Annotated in this window: 11 protein-coding genes and 1 tRNA gene; 6 read left to right on the forward strand and 6 right to left on the reverse strand. The window is 73.1% G+C overall.

Annotated elements, in window-relative coordinates; translation table 11 throughout:
- The first annotated feature begins 2 nt into the window (after positions 1 to 2).
- The 5 genes from ACZ51S_RS08615 (at position 3) to ACZ51S_RS08635 (ending at position 3,291) form a co-directional block, all read left to right on the forward strand.
- Positions 3 to 872, forward strand: coding sequence for a phytanoyl-CoA dioxygenase family protein (locus tag ACZ51S_RS08615; protein WP_468801182.1), 870 nt, complete (start codon positions 3 to 5; stop codon positions 870 to 872).
- Positions 869 to 1,519, forward strand: coding sequence for an ABC transporter ATP-binding protein (locus ACZ51S_RS08620; RefSeq protein WP_468887163.1), 651 nt, complete (start codon positions 869 to 871; stop codon positions 1,517 to 1,519). The genes ACZ51S_RS08615 and ACZ51S_RS08620 overlap by 4 nt, the downstream gene beginning before the upstream one ends.
- Positions 1,516 to 2,244 (forward strand): hypothetical protein, encoded by a 729-nt coding sequence (locus tag ACZ51S_RS08625; protein ID WP_468960253.1) that lies wholly within the window; start codon positions 1,516 to 1,518, stop codon positions 2,242 to 2,244. Before ACZ51S_RS08620 ends, ACZ51S_RS08625 begins: the two co-directional genes overlap by 4 nt.
- Positions 2,241 to 2,933 carry a hypothetical protein gene (locus ACZ51S_RS08630; protein ID WP_468801188.1) on the forward strand — a complete coding sequence of 231 codons (693 nt, stop codon included), beginning with the start codon at positions 2,241 to 2,243 and terminating at the stop codon, positions 2,931 to 2,933. The genes ACZ51S_RS08625 and ACZ51S_RS08630 overlap by 4 nt, the downstream gene beginning before the upstream one ends.
- Positions 2,934 to 3,030: 97 nt before the next feature.
- Positions 3,031 to 3,291 (forward strand): hypothetical protein, encoded by a 261-nt coding sequence (locus tag ACZ51S_RS08635; protein WP_468476245.1) that lies wholly within the window; start codon positions 3,031 to 3,033, stop codon positions 3,289 to 3,291.
- Positions 3,292 to 3,344: 53 nt separating this feature from the next.
- On the opposite strand, the gene ACZ51S_RS08640 is transcribed toward ACZ51S_RS08635, so the two are convergent.
- Positions 3,345 to 6,299, reverse strand: a complete 2,955-nt coding sequence (locus tag ACZ51S_RS08640; RefSeq protein ID WP_468960255.1) for an AfsR/SARP family transcriptional regulator — start codon at positions 6,297 to 6,299, stop codon at positions 3,345 to 3,347.
- 481 nt (positions 6,300 to 6,780) lie between these two features.
- Here ACZ51S_RS08640 and ACZ51S_RS08645 point away from each other — a divergent pair, with 481 nt between their 5' ends.
- On the forward strand, positions 6,781 to 7,404 hold the full coding sequence (locus ACZ51S_RS08645; RefSeq protein WP_468960258.1) for a hypothetical protein: 624 nt from the start codon (positions 6,781 to 6,783) through the stop codon (positions 7,402 to 7,404).
- Between the two features lie 308 nt (positions 7,405 to 7,712).
- On the opposite strand, the gene ACZ51S_RS08650 is transcribed toward ACZ51S_RS08645, so the two are convergent.
- From ACZ51S_RS08650 to topA, 5 genes are all read right to left on the reverse strand, one after another.
- Positions 7,713 to 7,786: transfer RNA gene (locus ACZ51S_RS08650), tRNA-Thr, on the reverse strand.
- A gap of 104 nt (positions 7,787 to 7,890) precedes the next feature.
- On the reverse strand, positions 7,891 to 9,426 hold the full coding sequence (locus ACZ51S_RS08655) for an alpha/beta hydrolase (RefSeq protein ID WP_468960261.1): 1,536 nt from the start codon (positions 9,424 to 9,426) through the stop codon (positions 7,891 to 7,893).
- A 165-nt stretch (positions 9,427 to 9,591) separates the two neighbouring features.
- Positions 9,592 to 10,803 (reverse strand): DNA polymerase III subunit delta', encoded by a 1,212-nt coding sequence (locus ACZ51S_RS08660; protein WP_468960263.1) that lies wholly within the window; start codon positions 10,801 to 10,803, stop codon positions 9,592 to 9,594.
- 113 nt (positions 10,804 to 10,916) lie between these two features.
- The gene (tmk, locus tag ACZ51S_RS08665) at positions 10,917 to 14,099 is read right to left on the reverse strand and encodes a dTMP kinase (protein WP_468960266.1); all 3,183 of its coding nucleotides are present in this window, start codon (positions 14,097 to 14,099) and stop codon (positions 10,917 to 10,919) included.
- A gap of 204 nt (positions 14,100 to 14,303) precedes the next feature.
- Positions 14,304 to 17,165, reverse strand: coding sequence for a type I DNA topoisomerase (topA, locus tag ACZ51S_RS08670; protein WP_468960269.1), 2,862 nt, complete (start codon positions 17,163 to 17,165; stop codon positions 14,304 to 14,306).
- Positions 17,166 to 17,225 lie beyond the last annotated feature (60 nt).

Consider the following 17,225-nt stretch of genomic DNA (forward strand, 5'->3'; position numbering starts at 1 on the left):
CCATGGAACGGAACACGAACGGGCTCGCCGTCGCCCCCGCCGGATTCAGCGCGGAGACCTGGCAGACCTTCGCGCGCGACGGCCTTCTCGTCATCGACGACGCACTGCCGAGCGCCACCGTCGAGGCCCTTCGCGCCACCATCGACGACCAGGCCAAGAGCCACGAGGGCAACATCGTCGCCGGCGACCCCCGATTCGCCGGTCTCATCGATCACCCGGCGCACATCGGTTACATGCACGATGTCTACGGCGACATGCTCAAACTGCTCAGGAGCGAGTACTTCAAGCGCGCTCCGGGACAGGTGACCCGTAACGACTGGCACTTCGACGGTCCGCGCCTGCTGCCGTTCCAGGTCTTCGGGAACCGGGTCCCGCTGCGCATCAAGATCGGCTACTGGCTCACTCCGCTGCCGGAGGCCGGCATGGGCAACCTCGTCTACATCCCGGGCAGCCACCGCTGGGACCACCTGCCCCAGTACCACACCCATGACCCGCACCCCGAGGAGCAGCGCCTGATCGTACGGCCCGGCGCGATGACCCTGATGTGGGGAGGGCTGTGGCACCGGGTCGACGTCAACTCCAGCACGACCACCCGGCAGAACCTTTTCCTGGAGTACGGCCCGTCCTGGTTGACCGCGAGCGACCGCGTCGTCTCGGACCCCGCATGGGCGGAGCGGCTCCCCCGCGAGCGGAGGATCATCATGCGTGCCTACCGGGAACAGAACCAGTGCGTGAAGCCGCCGGAGCGCGACGTCCCGCTCTACCTGCCGCGGGCCGGGGAGCCCGACGTGGAGGCCGGCCTGTACGCCGACCACGTGCCGCTCTCGCTGCGCAAGCGCAGCACGTGGCTGGAAACGCAGGGACTGGCATGACCCCCCTGCTGGAGATGTCGGACCTCTGGTACGCCTACCCGCACGCCGGACGCCACCGCGACCCGGTCCTGCGCGGCGTCCAGGGCTGCCTCTACGAGGGGGAGACGCTGGCCGTCGTCGGGCGCAACGGCTCGGGCAAGAGCACCCTCCTCAAGATCCTCGCAACGGTGCTCCGTCCGACCTCCGGCCACCTGCTGCACCAGGGGCTTCGCCTCGGGCCGGCGCCCGCCCGCTACCGGGCGGGCGTCGGCTACTCGGCGGGCGCCCCGCAGGGGTTCTACCCGCGGCTGACCGCCGTGGAGAACCTCCGCTTCTTCTCGGGCATCAAGGGCCGGATGTACTCGGCCCAGGAGGCGCGGCACCTGCTGGCCCGCGTCGGCCTGTCCGACAGCGCCGACACCACCTACGCGACGTTCTCGCTCGGCATGCGGCAGCGGCTGCACCTGGCCCGGCTCCTGCTGGAGCCGTCCCAGCTGTGGATCATCGACGAGCCGACCAACGGGCTGGACGGCGACGGTCTGCGGCTGCTGGAGGAGCTCCTGACCGAGACACCGGGGAAGACGAAGGTGCTCGTCAGCCACGACGAGGACTTCCTGGCCCGGGTCGCCACGCGCACCCTCGTACTCGACGGCGGGCGGGTGACGTGATCAGGTTCTCGCTCTTCCTCGTCCGAGTGCAGTGGATCGACCGCAAGGCGACCTCGTCGTTCCTGATCGGCATCACCCTGCAGACCCTGATGCTCACCGTCGCCCTGCACGGCCGAGCGACGGACGCCGGCCACGCGCTGGTCCTGGCCACCCGCGCGGCCTTGCTGACCTGCGTGACCATCGTGCTCCTCTCGGCCATGTCGAGCGTGCAGAACGAGTTCCGCTACGGAACGATGGAGAGCGTCCTGCTCGGGCGGCTCTCCCTGTTCCGGCTCCTCGCGATCAGGGCGGCCGCCTGTGCGGTCGTGACCTCCCCGGCGATCGTGGTGCCGTACATCGGTGCGGCGGTGAGATTCCCCTCACTGGTCGCCCCGCGTACCGCCGTGCTCATCGCGATGGTCTACGTCTGCCTCGCGGCCATCTGCTACCAGTCCACCCTGACCCTCTGCCAGTTCACCCGGCCCGCGGCGGCGGTCCCCTGGTTCCGCATGGTCCTCCTGGTCATCGGGCTGTCGGTGGTTCCGTTCCCCGGCGCCGACGCCGCGGCGCTGATCCTGCCGTGCGGCTGGGTGCTGCGGTTCGCGGGGGAGACACAGGGGTCGGCCACCATGCTGATGTTCCTGGTGGTCGCGGTCGCGTGGACGGTCGCCCTGTGGCTCGTCTTCCGCGACTCCGTGGGCCGCCGCGTCGAACGCACCCTCACCGATGGCCGGGCCGCCCTGTGAAGACCTGGACCCTCACCCACCTCATCCTGCTCAACCGGGCCCGGCAGGAAGGCGGCTGGCAGTACGCCGCGCGCCTGGTCCCCTTGAGCCTGGGGAACGTTCTGCTCCTGTTCGCGATCTTCACCGGCGCGAGCGGCCGCGGTCCCGACCCTGACGCCCTTGCCCTGCAGTACGGCTACTTCATCCCCCTGACCGCGCTGTCCGCGGCCGTCGGCACCTGGGAAGTGGAACTGTTCGCGGGCGTGGCCGACGAATACATCCTGCGCCCCGCACGCGTCATGGCCGCCCGGGTCCTGGTCGGGCTGACGGAGTCCCTGGCCCCGTTCGCCCTGTTCCTGACCCTCCTCCTGGTGGTACCGGTGCCGGACCGCCGCCGGCATCTGATCACGGCGACCCTGATGCTCTGCGCCTTCCTCCTCCTGGGGACGGCCCTCGGATACTGTTTCGGCTTCCGCCACGAGAAGGCCGTCAACAACTTCCTGGCCTCGGTCACCTGGGTCCTCGGCTTCGGCCCCGGCCCGTTCTTCGGCAACGAGGCCACCGGGGCGCTGCTGCTCTTCCCGGGCGGCTTCTCGCTGCGCGGCGACTTCCTCCTGGAATGGCTGAAGCTGGGGGTGGTCCTGGTCGCCGCCGTCGCCCTCCTGCGCTGGGGAAGCCGGCCGCGCCGGCACCGCTCCTTCGCCCGCTGACCGCCGCGCGGACGTCCCGTAGATGGGATGTAGATGCCCGCGAAGCAGGATGAAGGCATCAGCCGGCCCGTCCCGGGCACGTAGAGAGGAAGTCTTCATGAGCCGCATCCCGCTCCCGCGTCTTTGCCGTGCCGCCGTCACCGCCGCTCTCGTGGCCGCGATCGCGTCCGCCGTCCCGTCCGCCTCAGCGCACGAGGGACCGGACCGGCACGGGGCGACGGCGTACGACCGGGCAGGGGTGGAGGACGACCAGTTCCCGACCGAGTGGAGCACCCAGGCCGACCACCGTCCCGTTCTGGCATCCGACCCGCTGGACTGGAGCAGCCAGGCGGGCAGCCGACCGAAGCCGCTGGCGTAGGGCGGGGGCGACGAAGCAGTCGGCCGGGCCACGCCCCGCCGACTGCCCCGGGGCTATACGCCCACGGCGTCCCGGCCCGGGCCGTCCTCGGGCACCGGGAATCCCGGACCGGGGGCGCGCGTGCCCGTCATGAGCCGTTGGGCCTGGCTCGTCTCGGGCAGGCCGGCCTGGGCGAAGACCTCGTACGCCAGGCGGGCGTGGGTGTGGGCCTGCTCCCGCAGGTCGAGATGGGACTCGGTCCGGGCGAGGGCCAGCAAGGCGTAGCCGTGGTCGCGACTGTGCTCGGCGGTCTGCTCCAGCAGGTCCACCGACCGCTGCGCCTCGGCGAACGCCTCCGTCGGCCGCCCCGTGACCAGCAGCGTCTCCGCACTGCGAAACCGGGCCCGCGCCTCGTGCCCGGTAAGCCGCGCCCGCGCGGCCACGCTCAGGCACTGCCGGTAGGAGGCCAGCGCGTCCTCGTATCTCCCCAGCGCGTGCAGCGCCTGTCCGCGCACGCACAACGCGTGCGCGGTGTCGCGTTCACCGGCCAGTTCGCGCAACGCCACCAGCGCCTCGTCACACGCGCGTACCGCCTCCTCGGCGTGCCCGCCCCGGACCCGCACCAGAGCCGCGTTCAGCATGCTCGTCAGTGCCCCGGACCGGTGACCCGCCGCGCGTGCCAGTTCAACGGCCCGGTCGAAGTGACCGACCGCGTCCTCATAGCGGTGCTCGAACTTGGCGATGACACCGAGATCGTTGAAGTGCTGGTACAGGATGACCGTGTCCCCGGCGCGGTGTGAGGCCTCGGCGGCCCGTCCGGCCAGGGCCCCCGCCTCGGCCAGCCGAGTCGCCTGGAGCGCCTCGTTGCCGCACACGAACAAGGCGCGCCCCGCGGCCCGGTCGTCCCCAGCCGCCTCGGCGGCGTCGGCCACCGTCCGGGCGGTCGCGGCCAGCCGTGCGTACGGGACGTCCCGGCCGAACGCGCTGTAGGCGATCAGGAGATCGGCCGCCATGTTCAGCACGTCGGATCCCGAGCCGGTCCGGTCGGCCGCCGCGAGCAGGAGCGTGTGGACCACCCCGTCGAACTCGGCCGCCATCCAGGCGCGGGCCTCCGTCACGTCCGTGAAGCGCGGACCCTCCGGGGCGCCCGGCATCAAGGTGGTGTGCACCGGATCGCCCGGGGCCATCCGCTGGAAGGCCGAGGAGGCCGCCCCCAGCAGATGGGCGAGCAGGCGCCGCATCATGACGGCCGTCCTCTCCGGGCCGGCCGGGCGTACCTGCAACGCGAAAACCCGCACCAGGTCGTGGTAGCGGTAGCGGCCCGGCAGCGGGGACTCCACCAGCGCGGCGTCCACCAGCGACTCCAGTACGCGCTCCGTCTCCTCCTCGGCCATCCCCAGGGCAGCCGCCGCTCCCTCCAGGGAGATGCTCGACCGGGCGAAGGGCGCGAGTGACCGGAATACCGAGGCCTGCACCTCGGTGAGCTGGCCGTGGCCGAACTCGAAGGCGGCCGTGACGGACATGTCGCCGGCCCGCAGCTCGCTCAGCCGACGCCGCTCATCGCCGAGCCTGGCCAGCAGGTCCGCCACCGACCAGCCGGGCCGGGCAGCCAGCCGGGCGGCCACGATGCGCACGGCCAGCGGAAGATGACCGCACGCGGCCACCAGCTCCCTGGCCGCCTCTGCCTCCCGGCAGACCTGTTCCTCACCGGTGATCCGCTGGAGCAGGGCCAGCGCCTCGCCCGGACTGAAGACCTCCAGGGGGACGTGCGCGAACGCGGAGAGCCCGGCGAGGTGGGGGCGGCTCGTGACGATCACCGCGCAGCCGGCCGAGCCCGGAAGCAGCTGCATGACCTGTGCCGCGTCCCGCGCGTCATCGAGCAGCAACAGCACCTTGCGGTTGTCCAGCATCGTCCGGAACAGGCGGCCCCGGTCCTCCGGATCGCGCGGGATCTCCTGCCCCGGAACCCCCAGCGCCGCCAGGAAGCTCCCCAGCACCGCGCCGGGCTCGGCCGCGTCCACTCCCGTGCCCCGTAGATCGGCATGGAGCTGCCCCTCGGGAAAGTGCTCCTTGACCAGGTGCGCGACGTGCAGAGCCAAGGTGGTCTTGCCTATCCCGCCCATACCGCTGACGGCCGCCACCGCCAGCGCGTCGCGGCCGGGCAGCGTCAAGCCCGCGCACAGGTCGGCCACCAGCCCCGTCCGGCCGCTGAAATCGCCCACATCCGGAGGAAGCTGGGCCGGCCGTCGCAGGACGCGCACGGGGGGAGGCGCGATCTGCCGCGGCGACGGCTCGGCCACATCGTGGGCACAGGACGGGGCATCCAGGTCCGGATCATTGGCCAGGATCCGCTCGTGCAGATCGCGCAGCTCGGGCCCGGGGTCCAGCCCCAGCTCCTCATTCAGCACCTGCTGGGCTCGGGTGAACACCGCGAGCGCGTCGGCCTGCCGCCCGGACGCGTACAGCGCGCGCATCAGATACCCGTGGGGCCGCTCCCGGAGCGGATGCTCCCAGGTGAAGGCGGTCAGATTCGGAATCACACTCTCGTGGCGGCCCATCAGCAGCTGCAGCCCGAACCGCCTTTCCTGGAGCATCAGATGCAGTTCCCGGAGCCGAGAGCGCTCACTGTCGGCGAACGGCCCGGGAACGCCTGCCAACGGCTCCCCCCGCCACAACTCCACTGCCTCGTCGAGCAGCGCCGCACGCTCTTCCAGCCGCCCGGCGCCGTGAGCCTGCGCGGCGGCCGCCAGCTGCTCGGCGCGGTGCGCGTCCACCGCGGACGCCGGCACCGCCAGCTGGTATCCGTCACCGGCGGAGACCACCAGGCCGGACCCGAGGCGCTGGCGCAGCCGCCACGCGTAGGTACGCAGGATCGTCACCGCGGACTCCGGGGGCCGCTGCCCCCACACGGCTCCGACCAGCTCATGCAGCGGCACCGCGAACCCCGCCCGCAACGCCAGCACGGCGAGCATGGCCTGCTGCTGTCGTGGCCCGGCCGGTACGTCCGCCCCGTTCACGCGGATCGACACGGCTCCGAGCACACTGAATTCAACGCCCTCCCCCACGGTCACGTTCCCCTCTCCTCACGGTGGTCGTCCGAAGGAACGACGTGAACAAGGCACCGTGATCATGTCCCGCGCTTCCGCGCCAGAGCAAGGAACGCCCGTCGCCCGGAGAGGCGTACAACACCGTTCCGGCCGACATGCCCGACCGCCATGCACAGGACAGGACACCGGCCAACCGGATCCGGACCCCGGCCGACACACGCGCCGACCGACCCGGAAACAGCAAAAGCGCCAGGTCACGGCGAATCACGGGTGCGGGCCGGACGGAAGTGCCGGCTGCTCCCGGCCAGGCCGTGGACCAGGGCATCAGCCTTCACGACCGCCGCGCCGCCCGCCTCACGGGCTGGGCCGTGGTCCACGACCTGTGGGAGGAAGGGGACTCGCGGGTCTGTACTGACGGCCTGTCATGATGCCCGCACATACACCGGGCGAGGAGCTTGAGACGATGCTGACGGAGACATCGGGCCGCACGGCCCAGGACCTTGCCGCCGAGCTGGAGGGCCTGCGGGGGGTGGACTGGGCATCTGTTTGGGCGGGTCCGCCGCAGGACGGCTCCCTGGAATGCCGCACGTGGTGCGAGCGCTACGGGTGGGAGCCACTGACGGCCGACCGCAACCTGGCGGTGCGCAGCGGGGCCGGCGGCAGGTGGACCTTCGAAGCGGGCGGCAACTGGCATCCCGTACGCCGCCTGACCCACTGGGCGTGGCACCTCAAGGCAGACGAGGCGTCCGAGAACCCCGGTCTCTTGACCTGCGCGGCCGACGAATGGCCCGACTTCGTCAAGGCGGCCGAAAGTGTGCTGGGGCCTGCGGTATGGACCGGCCCCTGGGATGCACCAGACTTCCCGGAGCCGATGGAACCGGGGTTCTGGGAGAGCCGTGAATACCGCCTCGAGACCCGCGCCCCCTACCGGATGGCGTACTGGAAGCCGGTGGGTGACCACCCCGGGCAGGCCTTCATCGTGCTGGCGCAGTCGGTGTCGTTCACAGCGTGGGCCACTGACACGCCGGGCGGTTCGCGGATCCAGCTGACCGTAAATGCCCCTGAGGGTTCACGGAGGACCCCGTGAACCCCGACGCTCCTCCGACCCCGGAGGAGATAGCCCGGGCCTTTGCCCTCCAGCAGGAACATGCCGCGGCGGAACCACGTGACAGGCAGTCCGGGGCTTCTTGGGAGCCGCAGACGGCCGACCGCCAACTGAAGGTACAGAGGGCCACCGGCGGTCGGCTGACCTTCGAGTCCGGTGGCTTCTGGAGCCAGGTCGGGAGCCTGTCCCACTACGGGTGGCAGGTGAAGCTCCGGCCGCCACATGCCCGCGCACGCAGCGAAAAAGCAAAAGCCCCAGGTCACGGCGAGTGAGTCCTGGGGCTTCTACAGAGCCGCCTTCGGGATTCGAACCCGAGACCTACGCATTACGAGTGCGTTGCTCTGGCCAACTGAGCTAAGGCGGCACCGCTGGAAGACAAGAATTTCCTCGGAAGGACGCTCTCATCAGCAGCGGCGCCAAGTCTACAGGGTCAATCCGGGTGCCCCGAACCGGGGCGGGCCGGGGGTGTCAGCAGCGCTTGCCGTCCGCCGGGGGCCGGCCCTCGAGGAGGTACAGGTTGATCGCCGTGTCGACGCAGTCGCTGCCGCGACCGTACGCCGTGTGGCCGTCGCCGTCGTACGTGAGGAGCGTGCCCGAGTCGAGCTGGCCGGCCAGGGCCTGGGCCCACTTGTACGGGGTCGCCGGGTCGCGGGTCGTGCCGACCACCACGATCGGGGCCGCGCCCGCCGCCTTCAGCGGCTTCGCCGAGCCCGTGGCCTTCACCGGCCAGTACGCGCAGTTCAGCGAGGCCCAGGCCAGCCCCGCCCCGAAGACCGGGGAGGCCTTCTCGAAGGACGGCAGCGCGGCGTCCACCGCTTCGGGGCCGCTGAAGGCCGGCGGCTGGTCGAGGCAGTTCACGGCGGCGTTGGCGTACATGAGGTTCGCGTACGTGCCGTCCGCCTCGCGCTCGTAGTAGCTGTCGGCGAGGGCCAGCAGGCCGGCGCCGTCACCGTTCAGCGCGTCGGTGAGGGCCTCGCGCAGCTGCGGCCAGGCGCTCTCGTCGTAGAGCGCCGCGATCACGCCCGTCGTGGCCAGGGCCTCGCCCAGCGGGCGCGCCGGGTCGCCCGAGGGGACCGGCTGGGCGTCGGCCTTGCGGAAGAACCCCTTCAGGCGCTCTGCCACCGCGTCGGGGCCGCCCTGGCCCAGCGGGCAGCCGGTCCGCTTCGCGCAGTCCTTCGCGAAGGAGCGGAACGCGGTCTCGAAGCCCGCGGTCTGGTCGCGGTTCAGGTCGAGGGACGGCCGGGAGGGGTCCATCGCGCCGTCCAGGACCAGCCGGCCCACCCGGGCCGGGAAGAGGTCCGCGTACGTGGCGCCGAGGAAGGTGCCGTACGAGGCTCCGACGTAGCTCAGCTTCTCGTCGCCCAGGACCGCGCGGAGCACGTCCATGTCCCGGGCGGCGTCCACGGTGGAGACGTGCGGCAGTACCCGCCGGGAGCGCGTCTCGCAGGCCGCCGCGAACTCCTTGAACGCGGCCACCAGGCGGGCCCGCTCCGCCTGGTCGTCCGGCGTCTGGTCCACCTGGGTGAAGCGGTCCATCGCCGGGCCGGTCAGGCACTCGACGGGGCTGCTGCGGGACACGCCGCGCGGGTCGAAGGACACCATGTCGTACTGGGCGCGCACGGGGGCCGGGTAGCCGATGCCCGCGTACGCCTGGAGGTAGCCGATGCCGGAACCGCCGGGGCCGCCGGGATTGACCAGCAGGGAGCCCAGCCGCTTGCCGGGACCGGTGGCGGGGCGGCGGGCCACGGCGAGCTCGATGTCCTGGCCGGAGCCGGGGTCCGCGTAGTCCAGCGGCGCCTTCACGGTGGAGCACTGGAAGCCGGGGACACCGCAGTCGCGCCAGCTCAGCTTCTGGTCGTAGTACGGGCGCAGGGCGTCCGGGACGGTGGCGGGCTCGGCCGAGGCCGCCACCTCCGGCGGCCCCCCGGTGGTGCACCCGGAGATCAGCAGCCCGGCGGCTGCGATCACGGTTCCGGCGGTACGCAGCAGGCGCCTGGTGTCCATGCGGCGAGCGTACGTGCTGCGGGCGGCCCCTGTCCGGTGCGCGGAATCCGGGCGGACGCCCTCCGGCCGTGCGGGGGCTTGGCGCCCCGCCCGGCCCGGCTCCCGCGGCGGGCGGCCGGGACCGCTCGTACGGGTGAACCGGGTCGGGTGCCGGCGCGCGAACGGTCAGCCCGCGCGCAGGGCCATCGTCATGGCCTCCACCGCGAGGAGCGGCGCCACGTTCCGGTCGAGGGCCTGCCGGCAGGCGATGACGGCCTCGATGCGCCGCAGCGTGCGCTCGGGGCCCGAGGCGCGGGCGATCCGGTCGAGGTCCGGGCGTATGTCCTCGTTGGCGATGGCGACGGCCGAGCCGAGCTGGAGGGCCAGCACGTCCCGGTAGAAGCCGATGAGGTCGGTCAGGGCGAGGTCGAGGCTGTCGCGCTGGGTCCTCGTACGGCGGCGCTTCTGGCGGTCCTCGAGCTCCTTCATCACCCCGGCGGTGCCGCGCGGCAGCCGGCCACCGGCGCCCGCTCCGGCGCCGAGCGCGGCCCTCAGGTCCTCGGTCTCCTTGGTGTCGACCTCTTCCGCGACCTGTTTGGCGTCCTCGGCGGCGGCGTCGACCAGCTCCTGCGCGGCCTTGAGGCAGGCGCCCACGTCGTCCACGCGCAGCGGGAGCTTCAGGACGGCGGCGCGGCGGGTCCTGGCGGCCTCGTCGGTGGCGAGCCGGCGGGCCCGGTCGATGTGGCCCTGGGTCGCGCGGGCGGCGGCCGCGGCGGCGGTCGGCTCCACGCCGTCCCGGCGCACCAGCACCTCGGCCACCGCCGCCACGGACGGGGTGGTCAGGGTCAGGTGCCGGCAGCGGGAGCGGATGGTGGGCAGCACGTCCTCCAGAGAGGGCGCGCACAGCAGCCACACCGTCCGCGGAGCGGGCTCCTCCACGGCCTTGAGGAGCACGTTCCCCGCGCCCTCGGTGAGCCGGTCGGCGTCTTCCAGGACGATGACCTGCCAGCGCCCCACGGCGGGCGAGAGCTGGGCGCGGCGGACCAGGTCGCGGGTCTCCTTCACGCCGATGGACAGGAGATCGGTGCGGACGATCTCCACGTCGGCGTGGGTCCCGGCCATCGTGGTGTGGCAGCCGTCGCAGAATCCGCAGCCCGGCTCACCGCCGAGGGCCCGGTCCGGGCTGACGCACTGGAGGGCCGCGGCGAAGGCGCGGGCTGCGGTGGCCCGGCCGGAGCCGGGCGGGCCGGTGAAGAGCCAGGCGTGGGTCATCTTGGAAGCGGGCGGCGCCGCTTCCCCCTGCTCGATGGCGGTGACGAGGGCGTCGGCGTCGCGGGAGGCGGCGGCCAGCTGCGTCTGCACACGCTCCTGACCGACCAGGTCTTCCCACACGGGCATGCCGCCCACCGCCTTTCACTCTCCGTGGATACTGCCTGCTCACATTGTGGCGCCCGCCACTGACAATCCCGCCCGCGTTCATGGTCCGCGATCACGGACCGTGAACCGTGCTCCTAGCCGCGACGGCGGCGGCGCGGCCGACCGCCGCCCGGGCCGTCGTGCCCGTCCTCGTCGTCGGGGCGCGGGCCCAGCAGCTCGTCCGCCAGCGTCGGCAGGTCGTCCATCGGGGTGGTCTCGGCCCAGTCGGACGGGGCCCGGCGCTCGCGGCCGTCGTCGCCGACGACGGGGAGCTCGCGGGTCACGTCGTTCCCGGAGTCCCGGAAGATGCCCGGCGGCACCCGGTCGGCCGGGGCCTCCTGCGAGTGCGGGGCCGTCGGCCGCTCCGCCGGACGGGTCCGCTCGGACGGGTCGGGACGGGCCGCGTCCTGAGCGGGGCCGTCGGGCCGTACGGGGGGCAGGACCGCCGTCTCGTCCACGGGACGCGGGGCGCGCGGGTCGATCTTGGGCACCGGGACGGTCTGGGTCACGTCGTCGGGCTGCACGAACCGGCGGACCACCGGGGTCTCGACCGTGACGGCCTCGTCCGGCAGGGGCTCCTTGCGCATCACGACCTTGGGCGCGGGCGCTTCGGCAGCGGCGGGCTCGGGCGTGGCGGGCTCCCGCGCGGCGGGCGCCTGGGCAGCGGCGGGCGCCTGCGCGGCCGCGGCCGCGGCGGCCGACGCCTCCGCGAGCCGGCGGGCCTCCTCCGCCCGGAGCAGGGCCTCCTCGGCGCGGCGCTGCTTCTCCAGCCGCCGCTCCTCGGCCTCGGCGCGCAGCCGGGCCTCCTCCGCCTCCTGGAGCCGGATCCTCTCCCGCTCGGCGGCGCGCGCCCGCTCCTCGGCCTGTACGCGCAGCCGCTCGGCCTCGGCCCGGGCCCGGGCCTCCTCCTCGGCCCTCAGCCGCTCCTCCTCCGCCCGGCGGGCCGCCTCGGCCTCGGCGCGCAGCCGGGCCTCCTCGGCCTCCCGGGCCAGCCGGGCCTCCTCCTCGGCCTTCAGCCGGGCTTCCTCCGCCTTGCGCGCGGCCTCCTCCTCGGCCCTGCGCCGGGCTTCCTCCTCCGCGAGCCGCCGGGCCTCGATCTGCGCGGCCACCTCGGCCTCGGAGAGCGGGAGCATCCGGTCCAGGCGGTGGCGTACGACGGTGGTCACCGAGCCGGGGTCCTGGCCGGCGTCGACCACGAGGTAGCGGCCGGGGTCGGCCGCGGCGAGCGTCAGGAAGCCGGCCCGCACCCGCTGGTGGAACTCCGTCGGCTCGGACTCCAGCCGGTCCGGCGCCTCCGTGAACCGCTCCCGGGCGGTCTCCGGGGACACGTCGAGCAGCACGGTCAGGTTCGGCACGAGACCGCCGGTGGCCCAGCGGGAGATGCGGGCGATCTCGGTCGGGGACAGGTCGCGCCCGGCGCCCTGGTAGGCCACCGAGGAGTCGATGTACCGGTCGGTGATGACCACCGCACCGCGCTCCAGGGCGGGCCGGACGACCGTGTCGACGTGCTCCGCGCGGTCGGCGGCGTACAGCAGGGCCTCGGCGCGGTTCGACAGCCCGGCGGAGGAGATGTCCAGCAGGATCGAGCGGAGCCGCTTGCCGACGGGGGTGGCGCCGGGCTCCCGGGTCACGACGACCTCGTGGCCCTTGCTCCGTATCCAGTCGGCCAGCGCCTGCACCTGGGTGGACTTGCCGGCCCCGTCGCCGCCCTCCAGGGCGATGAAGAACCCGGTCGTGGCGGGGGCCTGTACGGGCTCCCCGCCGCGCAGCGCCTCGCGCAGGTCGCGGCGCAGCGGTACGCCCTTGCGGTCGTCGGCCTTGGCGAGGACCACCACCGCGACGGGCAGCAGCAGCACGCCGGCCAGCATCAGCGCGTAGGCGGCGCCGCCGTGCGCGAGGGCGACCTGGCTCCCGCCCAGCCGGTGCGGGCCGATCGCCGCGGCCAGCAGCGGGGCGGCGACCGCCCCGAGGGCGACGGCCACCCGGACCACGGCCTGGAGGTGCTCGGTGACCCGGGCCCGGCGGAACTCCTCGGTCTCCTGGTCGAGCAGGGTGTGCCCGGTGTTGGCGGCCACGCCCGCGGCGGTGCCCGCGAGCAGCGCCAGGAACAGGACGGTCGCCGTGTCCGGGACCAGCCCGGTCAGCAGCAGCGCGATGCCGGTCACCGCCATGGCCAGGGCCAGCAGCCGCCGTCGCGACAGCGCGGGCAGCACCTTGCCTGCCTGGGTGGCGCGGATCCCCAGGGCGGTACCGCCGACGAGGGCGAGCACCAGCAGGGCGTACGCGGACGGGCCGCCGCCCAGGTCGAAGGCGTGCAGCACGGAGACGGAGGCGGCGAGGGCGACGGCCGCGGCGACGGCGGCGCAGGCCACCACGAGCAGCCGGATCGCGCCCGTACGGCCCTTCTCGGGCCGGTCGCCCGCCCTGGGAGCCCGCAGGCCCTCCAGCGGGGATCGCGGCCTCGGGGTCTTGACCGCCGGCACCGCCAGCGGCACCAGCAGTGAGACGGACGCGGCGAACAGGCCGGCGGCGACGTACGAGCCCAGCGCCGCCTGGTTCGCGGCGAACCAGTCCACGCCCAGGCCCAGCGCCCGCCCGATCAGGGTCGCGGCGAGCAGCGTGGCGGCCGCCACGGGCATCGCCGCGAAGGCGGTGCGCAGCGTGAGCCGCCGCAGGGCGTCGAGGTGGTCCGGGAGGGGCCGTACGGTCGCCCCCTCCGGCGGCGGCGCCGGCAGCAGCGCGGGCGCGGCGCTCTCCTTGGCCAGCGTCCACACCCGCTCGGCGGCGCCGGAGAGGAACACGGTGGCCAGCAGGGCGGTCGTGGCGTGCGCCGGGATCCAGTCGAGCCACAGCGGGGCGACGACGAACAGCCCGATCCGCAGCGCGTCGGCACCGGCCATCGTCCAGCGGCGGTCCAGCTTGCCTCCGGGGGCGGTGAGCTGGGCCAGCGGGCCCAGCAGGACCGCGCCGAACAGGACGGTGGCGAGGATCCGCACCCCGAACACGGCGGCGACGGCGAACGCCGCGCCGCGGTAGCCGCCGCCGAAGGGACTCTCCGTACCGGCCGTGACGGCCGCCTGGAGGGTCAGCAGCACCAGGACCAGCAGGGCGAGGGCGTCACCGATGCCGCTCACCAGCTGGGCACTCCACAGCCGGCGCAGCCCGGGGGTGCGCAGCAGGGCGCGCACCGCTCGCTCGCGGGAATCCGCGGCCAGGGCTTCGTCGTAGGGGGTGTTGTCGGAGTCGGTCACGACCGTCGGCTGCTCGGCTCGCGTCATCCGCCCAGCCTATCCGCTGCGCCCGGCCGCTGCGGAGGCCTGTGGACGACGCCGGGTGTGACCCGTCACCCACCTCCCGGGCAGCGTCCGCGCCGCCGTCGCGCCGACGCGGGCTGCAGGGGCGGACCGGGCGGGGAGCCGGGTACGCCGAGGGCCCCGCGCCAATCGCGCGGGGCCCCCGGCCTGCCCGGATGCGGGCGGCGACTACTCGTCCGCCGGGGCGGCCACCGCCTTCTTCGCGGCCGTCTTGGCCGTGGCGGTCGCCTTCTTGGCGGCGGTCGCCTTCTTGGCCGTCGCCGTCGCCGTCGTCGCCTTCGCGGCCGTCGTCTTCTTCGCCGCGGTCTTCTTCGCGGCGGCGGTCTTCGTCGCCGTCGCCTTCTTCGCGGGGGCCTTCTTGGCCGGGGCCTTCTTCGCGGTCTTCTTCGCCGGGCCCTTGGCCCGCTTCTCCGCGAGCAGCTCGTAGCCCCGCTCCGGCGTGATCGTCTCGACGTCGTCGTCCCGCCGCAGCGTCGCGTTCGTCTCGCCGTCCGTCACGTACGGGCCGAAGCGGCCGTCCTTGACCACGACCGGCTTCTCGCTCACCGGGTCCGTGCCCAGTTCCTTCAGCGGCGGCTTGGCCGCGGCCCGGCCGCGCTGCTTCGGCTGCGCGTAGATCGCCAGGGCCTCGTCCAGGGTGATCGAGAACAGCTGGTCCTCGGTCTCCAGGGACCGCGAGTCCGTGCCCTTCTTCAGGTACGGGCCGTAGCGGCCGTTCTGCGCGGTGATCTCCACGCCCTCGGCGTCGGTGCCGACCACGCGCGGCAGCGACATCAGCTTGAGGGCGTCGTCGAGGGTGACCGTGTCCAGGGACATCGACTTGAAGAGGGAGGCCGTCCGCGGCTTGACCGCGTTCTTGCCGGTCTTGGGCGTGCCCTCGGGCAGGATCTCCGTGACGTACGGCCCGTAGCGGCCGTCCTTGGCGACGATCTCGTTGCCGCTGACCGGGTCGGTGCCGAGCTGGAACTCGCCGCTCGGCTTCGCGAACAGCTCCTGCGCGTACTCGACCGTCAGCTCGTCCGGAGCCAGGTCGTCCGGTACGTCGGCCCGCTGGTGGCCCTCCGCGTCCTTCTCGCCACGCTCCACGTACGGGCCGTAGCGGCCGACGCGCAGCACGATGCCGTCGCCGACCGGGAAGGAGGAGATCTCCCGGGCGTCGATCGCGCCGAGGTCCGTGACCAGCTCCTTCAGGCCGCCGAGGTGGTCGCCGTCGGCCGGTACGACCTCCGAGGCCTCCTCCGAGCCGAAGTAGAAGCGCTTCAGCCACGGCACGGACTGGGCCTCGCCCCGCGCGATGCGGTCGAGGTCGTCCTCCATCTTGGCGGTGAAGTCGTAGTCGACGAGCCGCCCGAAGTGCGTCTCCAGCAGGTTGACCACGGCGAACGACAGGAAGGACGGCACGAGCGCCGTGCCCTTCTTGAAGACGTAGCCGCGGTCGAGGATCGTGCCGATGATCGACGCGTACGTCGACGGGCGGCCGATCTCCCGCTCCTCCAGCTCCTTGACCAGCGAGGCCTCGGTGTAGCGGGCCGGCGGCTTGGTGGAGTGGCCGTCGGCGGTGATCTCCTCGGCCGTCAGCGCGTCGCCCTCCGCGACCTGCGGCAGCCGCCGCTCGCGGTCGTCGAGCTCGGCGTTCGGGTCGTCCGCGCCCTCGACGTACGCCTTCATGAAGCCGTGGAAGGTGATCGTCTTGCCGGAGGCGCTGAACTCGGCGTCCCGCCCGTCCGCGGCGCGGCCGCCGATCTTCACGGTCACCGAGTTGCCGGTCGCGTCCTTCATCTGCGAAGCGACGGTCCGCTTCCAGATGAGCTCGTACAGGCGGAACTGGTCGCCGGTCAGACCAGTCTCGGCGGGGGTGCGGAAACGATCACCTGAAGGCCGGATCGCCTCGTGCGCCTCCTGCGCGTTCTTGACCTTGCCCGCGTAGACGCGCGGCTTCTCCGGCAGGTAGTCGGCCCCGTAGAGCTGGGTGACCTGCGCCCTCGCCGCCGTCACCGCGGTGTCGGAGAGCGTGGTGGAGTCCGTACGCATGTAGGTGATGAAGCCGTTCTCGTACAGCTTCTGCGCCACCTGCATCGTCGCCTTCGCGCCGAAGCCGAGCTTGCGCGAGGCCTCCTGCTGGAGCGTCGTCGTGCGGAACGGGGCGTACGGGGAGCGGCGGTACGGCTTGGACTCGACCGAGCGGACGGCGAACGAGGTCTCGGCCAGCGCGGCTGCGAGCGCCCGCGCACCGGTCTCGTCGAGGTGCAGCACCTCGCTCTTGAGCTGCCCGTTCGCGCCGAAGTCACGGCCCTGCGCGACGCGCTTGCCGTCCACCGCGTTCAGGCGGGCGACCAGCGTCGACGGGTCGGACGCGTCACCGGCGCGGCCGGTGCCGAAGGTTCCGGTCAGGTCCCAGTACTCGGCCGAGCGGAAGGCGATGCGCTCGCGCTCGCGCTCGACGACGAGGCGGGTGGCCACGGACTGGACGCGGCCGGCCGACAGCCGCGGCATGACCTTCTTCCACAGGACCGGCGAGACCTCGTAGCCGTAGAGGCGGTCGAGGATGCGGCGGGTCTCCTGGGCGTCGACCATCCGCTGGTTCAGCTCGCGCGGGTTGGCGACGGCGTCGCGGATCGCGTCCTTGGTGATCTCGTGGAAGACCATCCGGTGGACGGGGACCTTGGGCTTGAGGACTTCCTGGAGGTGCCACGCGATGGCTTCGCCCTCGCGGTCCTCATCGGTGGCGAGGAAGAGTTCGTCGGACTCGGCGAGCAGGTCCTTGAGCTTCCTGACCTGCGCCTTCTTGTCCGCGTTGACGACGTAGATCGGCTGGAAGTCGTGTTCGACGTCCACGCCGAGACGGCGGACCTCACCTGTGTACTTGTCGGGGACCTCGGCCGCGCCGTTGGGGAGGTCGCGAATGTGCCCGACGCTCGCCTCGACGACGTATCCCGGGCCGAGGTAGCCCTTGATCGTCTTCGCCTTGGCAGGGGACTCGACGATGACGAGTCGGCGGCCGCCCTTTGCGGTCTCGCTAGTCGGGGACAACTTGGCTCTTCTCTCCGGTCGGCACTCGGTCGCGGTACGGCGACGCTGCGGAGTGTGACG

This window comes from Streptomyces sp. NPDC034043, from assembly GCF_055575675.1.